Genomic DNA, 14,074 nt, shown 5'->3' on the forward strand with positions numbered 1-14,074 from the left:
CATGAATCATACAATAAAATATATTGCCGTCATGTTGCTTCTTAGCCTGACAGCAATCACCATCCACGGGCAGTCCCCGATGTCGCTCTACTTTATGGAAACCATCCCGCAGAGTCACCATGACAATGCAGCGATGGCACCGCGAGCCAATGCTTACATTTCAGTTGTTTCCTTTAATTACAGCCTTTTCAGTGATGTGTCCATGAAAGACTTCCTGCAGCAATCAGGTTCCGAATGGGTCACACCCCTTCACAAGAACTTTGATTATGGGGAGTTTTATGATGTGATAGGTGATGCACTAAATATGGGGACACGAGGCGACATTAGTGCACTCGGTTTTGGCTTTAGCTCCGGACGGGATTATTTCTCCTTTCAGTTTTCAGAGAAAGCGGTGATCCAAGCCGGATTTTCATCCGACTTTTTTAAGTTGCCGGATGCGGGGTTGCCCAAGGGAGCTATGTTTGACTTTTCAACCATGCGATTAAAGGCTTACGCTTACAAGGAGTTCTCAATCGGGTATGCCCGTGAATTGACTGATCGGTTGACCGTGGGGGTTCATGTGAAACCGTTGTTTGGGCAAGCCATTGGCATGACAGACATCAGCAACATGAGCCTTTCAATTGGCGAAAATCAGTATGATATTCGGGTGAATGGCGACATTTACACCTCATTGCCAATGGAGGTTTATAGTAAGTCCGGAGAATTTCCTGATTCCATAAAATTTAAAGATTTAGAAGGAGATGATTATCTTAACAATTATGGCACTTCCTTCAGTAATCCAGGCTTAGCATTAGATTTTGGAGGCGAATACAAGTTTTCGGATCGATGGACTTTTTCTGCGGCTTTAAACAACTTGGGTTTTATTCAATGGAACGAAGATCTTAACGCCCTTCACGCCGAAGGAACCTATGCCTACGATGGTGTAGAAGTGAGTGCAAGTAACTGGGACGATCTGGGGGATGTGTTTAATGATGTGGCTGATGAGCTGAAAGAGACGCTTAGCTACAATCATACACATGATGGTTTTACCTCAGGTCTCACTCCCAATATGTATCTTGGGGCTCAATATCATGTCAACCATGCGATATCATTTGGAGGTCTGTCACGAACGACGTTTCAGAAACAAAACTGGCGCCAGGAGTTTGCTTTATCGTTAAATTACAATTCTTACCGTTTTATGGCATTGAATGTGAATTTGAATACGCGCATCAAAGGAAGTACCTATATGGGCGCTTGTACCATGTGGTATATGGGGCCACTTCAAGTCTTCGTCATGATCGACAACGTTCCCTTTCACCTCGACAATTATTACGACGAAAATGGCAATAAAACGCAAATTCCCGGAGAATTTAAGGATCTGAACTTAATGGCCGGTGTCAACCTTGTTTTTGGATCGAAAGGATTTAGAGATAAGCCAATGATTGGCAGGAACAAATAATGTCATCCTCAAAGTAAAAAAAAACGCCTGCATAGAGCTGCCCTCATGCAGGTGTTTTTTTTAACACACCATCCATCACTCGCTCATGGTGTTAAAGATAAATATCGCTAAACTGTCCACAAACGGCATAAAATATTTGGCCAACGCTGTAAAATAAGCTATTTTTGTATCAAGGATGAGAGATTAACAACACCGCATCAACATTATTTGATTGTTAAACTCAACATTAAAAACATCCAGAGTAACGCTGTTGGTTTAAAGGGCGGGCCTCACCTTCGGGTTATCAAATTTTGATACGGAGGATTACCGATAAGCTAATGCACTCAAACCCTGTTAGCAGGAGTTTAAATAATCCAAGTTGATGCGGTTCTTATAATAAAAAGCTGTTCATAACGAGCAGCTTTTTTTATTTCATCTATTATGTATTTTGAAATAGGTATATAGACAACCACAGGCCGGTCGCCTACATAAAGGTTTTGGCCGCTTAGCTCCAACGGGGACTGCTGTGAGCTGCGTGGAGACTTTTTTTTGCTGTATTAAAACATTACAAAATTGATACTTGCAATAGCACGGATTGCAAATCCGCGCTAGCGGCGGGCTTAATTAATTTGTAACACCTTGCGGATTAATATAAATGCGGATAACTCAAACGAGTTACAGATTATATTCCAGGCACGATTCTCATAGCACACTCACATTAAAGTGGTTCAAATTGAAATGAAGAAAGTGTATCAACACTTAATCACAACCACCCGAATCACGGGCAATGCCCCCTAACTAATCACGATGAGATTAAGCCACTCAAACAGCCTTTAAATATCCATTAATAGGATCTGACACCCTGCTTCGTGTGCAGACAGATCCATTTTTTTGATGTGATCTTTTATACGGATTAATTCACCATGCTTGAGCTTTAAAAAATCCGATGATCCATGCGATTCAATGCGTTTTAAGAGCAAAGCCAACGTCATTTCGTGAATGTCAAACGCGGGATAAAAACCGACTTCGTGATGTGCCCCTGTCACCACTTCAACCAACACATGACAGTCGAGCATAAAATTGACCGAATCTTTCACCAATCGCACCGGGAGTTTTAAATGAAAAGCAATTTCCTCGATAGAGGGCGATTTTTGATGGTGTTTGAACTTCTGTACTACATAATGTGCGATGAGCAAATACACCTGTTTTTTATAGCTGTAACTGATGTTATTGGCATCAAATTCATACTCATAGTTCTTCACATTTTGGGTGGCATATGACAACTCAGCACCAAAGAGTACAATCATCCAGGAACTGTTGAGCCAAATCAGGAAAAGCGGGAACGCAGCAAAACTGCCGTATATGGCATTATAACTGGACATACCCACCTGAAAATGAATATAAAAATACTGAAGCAATTGAAACATGGTTCCCGAAAGAATCCCCCCCACCAAAGCCGAATAAAAATGCACCCGGGTATTGGGCATGATAAATAGCAACATGGTGAATCCGAGCCATATAATGAGATAGGGAATCACAAAACCAAACAATGCACCGGCCAATTCACCAAAATCACCCATTCCGAATTCCTGACGAACAAACACAACCATGCTACTCGAGGAAATAAGAAAAAGCAAAGCCACCATCATTAACGACACATAGTCGCTAAATTTGCGAATGAACGAGCGATCGCGCTTTACCTCCCAAATCTCGTTAAACGAGGCCTCAATGGATCCCAAAACCTTCATTAACGACCACAACAAGACAGCCAAACCGACACCAGCAATCATTCCTCCACGGGCATTGTCGAGATACCCCGAAGCAAAGCTCATAATCCAATTGGCCACCTCCCCCTGCCCTGCAAATTGATTCTGCAACTCATTTTCGAGAACTTTATCGAACCCAAAACCTTTGGCAATTCCAAATGCCATGGCCACAATGGGGATAATAGAGATTAATGAATAATAGGTCAGCGATGAAGCTTTATTAATGCAATTGTTACTCATAAAGCCTCGAACCGCCAATATGACGATGCGAATGATGTTAATTAACCGGAAATGATGCTTGGATGTTGACGCAGAGTCAATACGCCAAATATCTTCTAATATGAATTTTTTCGCACGGGCAAACTGCTTAAGTAAATGCGAAACTTCCATCCATTTTTTTATTCTATGTTTCATGATATGAATGAAGAATTGAAAATTAAAGACGTAGAGATGATCAGACGTCAGACAGATAGATTAGACTGAAAAGACTAAGAGAACAGATCTAAAACTCATTCATTATCTCATCAACGGTCTTGTTATCTGACATCATTTTTTCATTATTAAGCAATCAATGTCGTTTAGTTATTGACAAGCGAATAAAAGACAAGAAGAATTTTAGACCGCAGACAGATAGATGAGACTGTGAAGAGGAAGAAGACAGATCTAAATAGGCTCTGTTCTGATTTGTGTGGGTAATCATAAGTATCAATTCTCTCAGGCCAATATTTCGTGCCCTCAAGCCGGGCGGGCTCTTACTTTTTGGCTACAGCCCCAAAAAGTAAGCAAAAAAGGCCGCCGCTGACGTAAAATGGCTAAAAATCATAGGCCCTCGCTAAAATCTGCGAACTCGCAAGCTCAAACAGCGCATATTTCTTAACGCTCAGACCTATGATTTTTTTAACGCCATTTTCCGAAGGCGGCTTAGTTACCTTGTGTTGATTTCGTGCTTTCATATTTTGTTTACCCACAGGATTCGACATAGAGCCTCTAAATATCTTTCCTTATCTCATCATCTGTCTCACAATCTTGCGTCTTCTTCTCTTAACTTATCGACATTGATTAAGCAACATTGAAATCCAAATCGTTGAAATATTTAATGAAGTCGTTCATCTTTCAGTCCCCCTCCCGCCCTAATAGGCAGTTATCACAAATCACTAAAATATAAGGCAATAGAGATAAACGCCCTCTTGAGGAAAAAAATTGATAAAAATAAAAAAAGTAAGCCGATAAGCCGGGTTCTGTGCCTCATACGAGGTTCTTGTCATTTATCTAAAACAGGAGTCTCCCCCTGTCTTGAGCAACCTACCCCTCACGACTGCAAGCAACAGGGCGGACAACCCTGACCGGCAAGCCGGATCGTGATATACATGGTCTTGCAACCTTTGAGACGTACGGCCACGAATATTGCTATTCATGCCGGTGAGCTCTTACCTCACCTTTTCACCCTTACCCTGCAAGCAAGGCGGTCATTTTCTGTTACGTTACTATGCCCTCACGAACATCTTCCCGTTAGGAAGCAAAGTGTCCTGCGTTGCCCGGACTTTCCTCTCCTTTCGACAGAAAGCAGCGACAAGATGGCCTACTTTTTTTATTTTAATATCATTATCTGATTCGCAAAAATAACAAAAAAAACGGTCTTGTTTCTATTCAAAACAAGACCGCTTCAGATATGATCTTCGACCTACTCAATTTGATAAGGCGCATATTTATCCCATTCAACAACAAAAGCTCCCTTATAGCCCAATGATTTGACACGAGCCAGTTCATCCAAAACTGTTGTCCCCGGATATTGCCCCACACAATAACGATAAATTTTATCCTTCATATAAAACTCCAATATCCCGTCAATATTTTCAAAATGAGTCAGATAAACCGGGAAACGAAAAGCACTTAACTGCACCAGATAGTTTTTGTTCGGATCGATTTTAATATTTTGTGACGAAGAAAACTGACCTTCTGCCAATTGATATTTTGAGGTATTGACCACAAATGCATCCGCATAACCCAATCCTTTTACATTTGCTAATTGCTCAGCGGCTGCTTTAAAGGTTTGATATTCGCCCACCACATAACGCACAAAACCATCAGCACAGGCAAACTCACGCGCAGCGTCGATATGATTAAAAAACTCAGGTTCCTGGGGGGGCAATTGCAATGCCAAAATCTGAATGGCATAGTATGGCGCAGTGGCCTTATCGCAGGTCACAATTTTTTTCTGAGTACGCAGATGAGACAATTTATCGCTTTTTTGACCATTCATTACCCCGGAAAAAAGAGGAAAGAGTAAAATGAAGGCAAGGCAAATATTTTTCATTATATCAATAGTTTACTGAAGTCACACAATTAGTTCTTTTTACGCCAAACCACCACTTCTATCCGACGGTTTTGTAAATGCGTCTCGTTGTCGCAATAAACGCCACGACGACATTTGTTTACTAAATAACGTTCAGCATAGGAGCGAGGAATCATATTATCATCTGCAATGCCTTTCCCCATGAGAATCTGCTCGCATTTCTCAGCCACTCGTTGCGACACATCCAAATTGGTATAACGATTTCCACGTGCATCGGTATGTCCGTTTAATTTAACAACGATGTTCGGGTTTTGAGTCATATAAGCAGATAATTTTTCAATCACTGCGAGACCTTCAGCAGTAATCTCTTCGCCCACGTAAGGGATGACCATTAAACTGATATCATCCAACACCGCATCGTTAAAAATTGGGGTCAGGATAATCCCATTTTTCTTGATGTCATCAAACTCCTGGATGTTCACAATCATTTGTTTCTCACGAAACTCATTACCCTTAGAAACAATTAAATCAAATTCCTGATCCTGTTTTTGATAAGCCACCGGAATGGGCACATTAAAGGAGCCATCGGCATTGGAATAAGCCTGCCCAATGATGGCACCCGACACCGGATCTTTTAATAAGACAGAAGCACCAGCAACCGCTTCATTATTGGATGAATTTTTCAGGACAGAAGCAAATGCATTTGGCAATGCAGGCGTTGCAACAATGACTTCCTGTACCGTATCGACAATGGGCGGCACCACAGGAGGAGTCATGGGTTCGACAGGCTCTTCAACAGGCTTAAGATTTTCCAACCCTGCGATGGGACGTTTTTCGTCTTCAACCTTTTCAACTTCGCGAGGACGCACATAAAAAATGACATCATCGATGCGATCGCCAGCGCGGTTAGAGGACAAGAAACCCCATTGAGAGTTACTGGGGTCAATAATGTACCCAAAGTCATCGGCCGTGGAGTTATAGGGTTGACGCATATTGGTCACATTGGTCCACTTGCCATTGATAAAATCAGCCATAAAGATGTCCCAACCCCCAAAACCGTAGTGACCATCGGAAGAAAAATACAACTTATTATCCTTGCTCACCACCGGATAAACTTCATCACCATAGGTGTTGATGTCTTTGCCAAGGTTCTTGGGCTCACCAAATGTGTTATTATTCTTAAGCTCAACAGAGTAAAGGTCTTTCCCACCAAAACCACCCCGTCGGTTGGAAACGAAATAAAGAACTTTGTTATCGGGAGAGATAGCGGGGTGAGCACAGTCGTAATCATCACTATTAATATACAGTTCAGTAATGTTCCCCCAATCCTTCCCATCATATTTCACGGAAAAAATCTTCATGACATCCTTACCTCCTTTCACACGTACAGCACGAGTGAAGAATAACATCTTATAATCAGATGTAAAAGCAGTAGCACCCACATGAAAGGGAAAAACGAGCTTTTCGGAAAAAAGTCGCTTAGTCTCCTGTATTTGACCATCTTTCAAGTCGGAATAGTAGAGGTTCATGAAAGGGCGCCCCATTTTATCCACATTCTTGCTGCCGGCACCTTCTAAAGCTGAAGAATAAACCACGCCCTTTTCATAATAATTGATTCCAAAAGATTGCCCAAATGTCATCGCCGTAGTTGGGTTAACCAGCACAGGTAAGAAGTCACTGTTCTCGAGAGCCCACTGACACGACTTAATCATCTCATTGACCTGCACAGGGTTAGCGCCTTCAATTTTAGCTTTTTCAAAAAGTTCGATGGCACCTTCATAAAACCCAACCTTATGCGCAGTGATTGCGTACAACAACACATCGTTGCCAGATAGGTCATCGGCCAACTCCGTGAAAGTTTCAAAAGCTTTATCAATATTATTGAGGTAATAATAGCATCGGGCGACCTTTTTACGCGTCTCCAAATCAAATGTCTCACCTAATTTTTGCGAAGCATTATAATTTTCTAAAGCTTTAAAATATTCACCATTCTTATAGAAGCCTTCTGCCTTCTTGAGTTCTGATTTTTGCGCCCCCATCAGTAGAGGCACTAAAAACAGAACAGCCATTGCTATGCTCTTTTTGTAGGATTTCATAAATATGGATGTAGTCAAGTATGTACTAAGAATTTTGATGCCCAAAACAGTGTGTCAGATTCAAAAAAGTGATTAAAAATAACGAATAGATCGCATACCGGCACGCTTGTGGAAGGTAAAATCGAATTGCAAACTAATTTCGTGTGAACCAAACTTGGCGTAATTATTTAATTCAGAGAGAGTATAATCAAATGAATAACGCACCGTAAATTGACGATTAATGATGTATTCGGCCAGGAAAACCATATCACTCATGGTGCGATAAGATAAACCTAACCAAAGTTTCTCCATGAGCAAGACATTTGTAGAGACATCAAACTCTAAAGGAGAACCATAAACGATACGGGTTAATAAGGTGGGTTTAACCATAACTTCACCCCATTCAAACACATATCCACCGTATAAATAATGATGCTGATTAGGAAGGCTAAAAGTATTTCGGAACTCACCGGCATTCCCATCAAATTTATTAGAGAAAAACTTTGGTACTGAATATCCAGCGAAATAATTTTCAGCATAAAAGTAAGCTCCAAAACCGGCATTAAAAGTTGTCTTTGATTGTTTGCCAGTAAACACAGGGTCGCCAAAATCCTGAGTGATGGACTTTGTCCCATCATAACTCATATTTCCAACGCCCAACTGCAGACCCAGAGAGACAAATTTATTTCGATCGACCTGGAACTTATAGGAGGCAGATCCAAAAAAATCAAATGTATTGGTAAAACCGATGTGATCGTTGGTAATAAAAGCCCCCACCCCTAAATCAGTATCCTCCACGGGGCCATGAACATTGAGCGCTTCAGTAAAAGGAGCGCCTTCCATTCCGACCCACTGGCTGCGGTGAATCATGATCCCGCTGATCACGTCACGGGTGCCATTGTAAGCGGGGTTCAAAATTCCCTGATTTGCAATATAATGATTGTATTGCGCCTGGTTTTGAGCTTGCAGCACTACGCTGCAAGCTCCCAGAACTATGATGGTTGATATCGTTAATAACTTCTTCATGATTAATCTATTTTACCGGTTTAGGTCATTACAATTAACGTTTCAGTTCAACAAAGCCATTGTAATGCTGTGTTTTTGGTGTTCCATTGGTTTTATTGTATGATACCTTAAAGATGTAAAAGTATGTACCATTGGGTAAATCACTGCCAATGGAAACCATGGCTCCTGCATTGCCTTTACCATCCCACCAAGCCTTTTCATCACCATACCGACCACCTTTGCTTTTATAAACCAAAGATCCCCAACGGTTATAAACTTCGAGCGAAGAAAACACATTATTATCCGAGATATTAATCGGTTTGTCATTATTTTCCTCATCAAAATCAACATTACCTGTGATTATAAAAGTATCATTATAGTCATCATCATTGGGAGAGAAGGCATTAGGAATCAATAAAGTTCCTTTATCATGAAAATCCTTGTTACCCACCATAATCGTAATTGTAGCAGTATCAACACGTGAATCAGGAAAATCAAGATTCCTAACAATGTACTCAATCGTCTCAGTTCCATAAAAACCGAACACTTTTGTATAAATGAATTCTCCAGTTTTCTTATTCAATGATACACTACCAAAAAATGGATCATCATTACCACGTTTATCTTTCCGACTGGCTTTACACTCCTGATCTTCGTAGCAAGCAGCATCGAGTAATACAAATTCCAAATTAGGTGCTTCCACTTCTGTATTGTAAAAGTCAATATCAGGATTACGAATGTCTAAATCGGTTGCTGTTTCTGCATCATAAAATACGTTGATTGAACGAGACACATCTTCACCATTTAGGAACATAAAATCATCAATAGCTGTAAGTTTGCTACAGTCTGAAACATCTTTCTCAAAAACAAGCAGTCTATTATTCATCTCAACAAATGAACTGCAATCACCATAAGGATAACTTGCAAAAACAGCATAAACACCTGCCTGTACATAGTTTTTGAATGGCAAATATGCTGTTGATGGATAATTAGGATCGTTATCAAGTGTGTACTGATATTTAGTAAAATCAGAAGAATTGGTCATCAAATATTCAACATGCTCGAAAGTTATTACTCCGTCAACTTCAGAAATAACACGCACCAAACGATACACCACTTCATTCAGATCGGGATTGAGAACTCCAATTTGAACCCCTTTTTCACCAATACAGTATCCCAAATCTTGAGCCCAAATAGTAGTACCACTTGGGGCAATTCCCTGGGTGAACAATACAGTATTGCTATTATTGCTTACACAGGAAGTATTACTGGCATCAGTGAATGCATTTACCCAATAGATATCTCCAGTTGAAGCTCCCACACTGACATCCCATCCACTGCCATCATTAATAGCTGGCAAGGTGGTTGTTATCGTTCCGTTTGATTCTTTTCGGCTGAGCGAGTAATACAATGTTGGATCATAACTACCTTCTTTAAACTGGATTAATACAGTTCCGGCATCACCACACACCTCATGAGCAAATGAATTGCCATTTATTGTAATTGCAGGCGCAGTCGGCTGACTGGGTGCTTCAACCGGTAATGCTGTATTCAAATCGATACCGCAAGACATGTTGGTTGCCCAGTTTGCAGAAATCTTGTAATTACCAGTTTCCACACGTGTTAAGACGTACCAATCATCTGCATCGGCAGAGGAAGTGATCAGCCCTGAATAGACAACCGCATCTGCATTTTTATTATCAGTAACCGTGTAGATGACGCCAGCCTCGTTCCCTTGTATGAGAATGGCAACTTTACCATCTGCTGTGCAATTGGTGGTTTCTTCAACTTTAACAGGGGCTGCTATAGGTTGTGGCAACACACTCAAAGACATCTCTTTGCTGGGCACACCACATTCACCTCCTGCATAGTTAGAAACTACCACTCTGAAAGTTGAATTGGTGATGGTACCGTCATTAATGTCATTCCATTCGATTGGCGTGCCATCAGATAACTGCATTGGTTTATTGATTGTCCAGGTTGCAGCACCGTCATCGGAACGCTCTACCCCATAATACAAGTCACTGATAGGTGCAGGTTCTGTGATGCTCACCACTTCAGAACTGCCACAAATGCTGTTGCTGCTAATGGTTGCCACAGGTGTAGCGGGGCTCACAGGCGCATTCACCGCAAACGTTACAGGATCTGATGCACACTGACCGTTCCAGCTTGCTACAGCAGAGTAATTCCCTGTAGGCAATTTGGTAAAGGCACTGTTGGCTACTTCACCCTCAAATACGACCACAGGGGGATTCGCATCATTGGTGACAGTATAAGTAACCCCGGCTTCAAAACCGGTCATTTCGACAGTCAGCATACCATCAGCACTACACTCATCTACCGATTGAATTGAGAATGCGCCAGGGGCATTGCGTTGCTCTACCTCTACGATATTTTCCATGTTAGAAGTACAGCCTGTTTCTGGATTCTTGGCATAAACCATGTATGTGCCATCAATCACTGCACCATCATCATCTTTCTTTGGTGTAAATGAAAGCGATTGAATGCCACCTGATAAATTATTACCCATTTGCTTTTCAACAAAATCGTACAATCCATTGGCCATTTTTCGCATCAAGTAATACTCAATACCATATTCAGAATTCTCCAGAACAATCTTAGCTTCAGCAGGATCACAGTAAATACCTGAATTCGCATCCAACTTATAAGATATTGGCAATGGATTAAAGCGAATTTCAAACTCAGAAGGAATCATCAAATTGGGACATTGAATTGTGGCATTTTTATCAACACCTTCAATACTCCAAATACCTTCAGAGTAAACAGGCTCTTTGAATTCAAGAATTCCTCCAATTGAAACAGCATCTTGTTTGAAAATTCTATTCCCATTTTCAATAAAATATAGAGTATAAGTCACTCCCGGTTCTGAATTTTCAAGAGTAATTTTCACGCCACCGTCACCCATACACATGGTTTCAGGTAACACAACTTGTTGTTTTTTCACGGTACCCGGTACATCCACATGGATTGGACCATCGTCTAAAATGCTTTCACATCCATACTCTGAAATGGCCTTAATTCGATAATCAGCATTTTTATCAAATACAGGATTAAATTGTACCTGATCAGGTGTTCCATCCAAATCAGAATCATAATTAGGAGCCGTAACAACCCATTCATCACCCAATTGGAGATCAGTATTATTTGCATCTACGATGACATAAGTGATATCCACTTGAGGATTGGTGATGGTGATCAACGCTCCATCATCACAACCGATTCCTTGAACGAAATCCACATTAAGTGTTTTATCAGGAAGTGGGCGAACAGGATTAATTACAATGTCAGTTGCATAAATAATGTCACACAACGTGGTAGTATTGATCGCATGAACGCGATAAGTCCCGGGTTGGTCATAAGAAAACACGCCACTGGCAGAGGCTGGAATCACAACCAGTCCATTTTCGTCAAGCAATTCATATTCCACACCATTTTCTGGCACAAATGTGAATGATGCGTAACTTCCTTCACAGAAGTCAAGAGGTTCAGTCGGAAGTAATACAGGCACAGGAAGCAGATCCATTGAAATAATATATTCATCTGTTTCACTTGAGCATCCAACAATTGGATCCTGGGCAACAACAGTATATGAACCTGCATCAACGACTTTGTCCGTAAATGTAAAGACAGCATTATCATCATCAACGATACCGATAAAAGTTTGTCCAGTAGAAATGCCATTACGATAAAGAGTATAAATGTAATCTAATTGCTGTCCGGCAACAGATACTGTTACACCATTAGATCCCTTACAGAAGTGACCGGCATTGGTTGCTGATAACGTAAATACTTTAGGAGTCTGTATTTGCTTCACAGTAACAGCTCCGTTCATCCATTTAGGACATCCAGGAAACTGAGCATAAATTTTATAAGTTCCTTCCGCATCGTGATGGCCAAATGAAAGCACACCACCAGTTCCGATTATCGAAGAACCAACGATAGAACCATTCATCGTCAAAAAGTATTCAACTCCCAAATCAGAATCAGATAAACTAATCGCAACACCTACATCACCTTGGCAATATAGACCATCGGTGCGATCAGAAACTACATAATAAGCAGTACCTGGAACATCAATCCTTAGTTCACCGTTCATAAACATACCACAGGTATTTAGATTCTCCCATCTTCCATAAATGGTATATGAGCCACCAAATTCAGTTGAACCAAATGAAATAATTCCATTAACATCAGCATCATCACTGGTTCGTTCTACCCCACTTGGAGAATTATCAATATAAAGCTCATAAATAACACCAGACTCAGAACCATCTAATGTAATTTCATAACCAGCTCCGTTGTTACAATCAGTTTTCACCTCATTTGGTGACATATTAAACTGAATAGGATTATCATAAAGCTTAATTACAGTCTCACCAATGTTAACCTTGGGTGCAGATGGAACAGATAAATAATAACCAACAACACGATATGTATTATCTCCTACAGTTGTATTTTTAACATTAGTCCATAATACTCTTGTGCCATCAAGGACACCAACTCCTAATTCCATTCCATCATCAACTCTGATTAACTCATAAGTAACCATTGGCTGAGGATCTTTGACATAAATAGACACCCCATTTTCACCAATACAATATGCATTAGGATTGGCTGTAACTATTTTAGATTCAATTTCAGCCAATACACTCATGGTCAGCGAAGCCGTATTTTCACAACCATTGGCGTCACGAACAGTCACGGTCACAATGTCACCGGCAATCAGTGTACTTGAGTCGAATGTATCGTCGGTTGAGAATGCCTGATCTATACCAGGTGTAGAATTGACATCGAACTGATATTCCACCCCTCCGGTACCTGTAAAGGTCACCGTCATGCCGTTAATCACCTCGATACCCGGGCTGGCAGAGATGCCTGCAAGCGGCAGCGGGTTTACCGTCATGTTGATCTCGTTCGAAAGCATCGCGCAACCGGTGGCACTGTTGGTCACCAGCACGGTCACCGGGTTAACGATGTCCGATGAATTGATGGTAAAGCTGTTTCCGGTGGTTCCGGCCACAGGCACACCATTCATCAAGAACTGGAATGTATCGCCAAAATCGGTGGCAGCTTCAAAAGTCACAGCCTCATTGGCACAAACCGGATTGCTGCTTGTGGCAGACAATGAGAGTGTAGAGGTTGGAAGGGGATTTACAGTCATGGTAGGACCGGTCACAATGTCGGAAGTACATCCTTGAACGCTGCGAGATTGCACATACACCACCTGACCGTTGTTCGCTGAAGTGTAAGTGTAGTCAAACGTATTCTGAGCACTCCAGTCCTGAACCGGCGTGGTGGTATTGTCCACAAAGAAACGATATTCAACGGCATCCGTTCCGGTGGCAGTCAGGATTAAATTGCTACCATCGCACACCGAGTTGGCAGGGGCAACAAAAGAGGCTGTGGGTTTAATGACTTGTAATTGAATGGGTGTTGCCACTCCAGGACAATCCGTCAAGCCACTCTTGAATCCAATCACACTGATAATCGGGTTGGG

6 protein-coding genes and 1 other RNA gene are annotated in these 14,074 nt (G+C 41.3%); 1 reads left to right on the plus strand and 6 read right to left on the minus strand.

Going from position 1 to position 14,074, the window contains the following annotated elements; translation table 11 throughout:
- Position 1: 1 nt before the first annotated feature.
- The gene (locus LX69_RS13380) at positions 2-1,438 is read left to right on the plus strand and encodes a DUF5723 family protein (RefSeq protein ID WP_146260741.1); all 1,437 of its coding nucleotides are present in this window, start codon (positions 2-4) and stop codon (positions 1,436-1,438) included.
- Between the two features lie 812 nt (positions 1,439-2,250).
- Here LX69_RS13380 and LX69_RS13385 read toward each other — a convergent pair.
- From LX69_RS13385 to LX69_RS13410, 6 genes are all read right to left on the minus strand, one after another.
- Entirely contained in the window at positions 2,251-3,597 is a 1,347-nt protein-coding gene (locus LX69_RS13385; RefSeq protein ID WP_111446558.1) for a YihY/virulence factor BrkB family protein, read from the minus strand.
- A 797-nt stretch (positions 3,598-4,394) separates the two neighbouring features.
- Positions 4,395-4,769: RNase P RNA component class A (rnpB, locus tag LX69_RS13390), an RNA gene on the minus strand.
- A gap of 95 nt (positions 4,770-4,864) precedes the next feature.
- The gene (locus tag LX69_RS13395) at positions 4,865-5,419 is read right to left on the minus strand and encodes an SPOR domain-containing protein (RefSeq protein ID WP_146260742.1); all 555 of its coding nucleotides are present in this window, start codon (positions 5,417-5,419) and stop codon (positions 4,865-4,867) included.
- 107 nt (positions 5,420-5,526) lie between these two features.
- Positions 5,527-7,545, minus strand: coding sequence for an OmpA family protein (locus LX69_RS13400; RefSeq protein WP_245935020.1), 2,019 nt, complete (start codon positions 7,543-7,545; stop codon positions 5,527-5,529).
- Between the two features lie 99 nt (positions 7,546-7,644).
- Positions 7,645-8,577 carry a PorP/SprF family type IX secretion system membrane protein gene (locus tag LX69_RS13405; RefSeq protein WP_111446561.1) on the minus strand — a complete coding sequence of 311 codons (933 nt, stop codon included), beginning with the start codon at positions 8,575-8,577 and terminating at the stop codon, positions 7,645-7,647.
- 34 nt (positions 8,578-8,611) lie between these two features.
- Complete coding sequence (locus LX69_RS13410; RefSeq protein ID WP_111446562.1) at positions 8,612-14,056, minus strand: gliding motility-associated C-terminal domain-containing protein; 5,445 nt, start codon at positions 14,054-14,056, stop codon at positions 8,612-8,614.
- Between the last annotated feature and the right edge of the window lie 18 nt (positions 14,057-14,074).

The organism is Breznakibacter xylanolyticus (assembly GCF_003254275.1).
GTDB classification, from domain to species: Bacteria; Bacteroidota; Bacteroidia; order Bacteroidales; family Marinilabiliaceae; genus Breznakibacter; species Breznakibacter xylanolyticus.

Excerpts from the sequence above, each read along its gene's own strand:
- LX69_RS13380 (WP_146260741.1), top strand. The coding sequence starts at position 2 with ATGAATCATACAATAAAATATATTGCCGTCATGTTGCTTCTTAGCCTG.
- LX69_RS13385 (WP_111446558.1), bottom strand. The coding sequence starts at position 3,597 with ATGAAACATAGAATAAAAAAATGGATGGAAGTTTCGCATTTACTTAAG.
- LX69_RS13400 (WP_245935020.1), bottom strand. The coding sequence starts at position 7,545 with ATGGCTGTTCTGTTTTTAGTGCCTCTACTGATGGGGGCGCAAAAATCA.
- LX69_RS13405 (WP_111446561.1), bottom strand. The coding sequence starts at position 8,577 with ATGAAGAAGTTATTAACGATATCAACCATCATAGTTCTGGGAGCTTGC.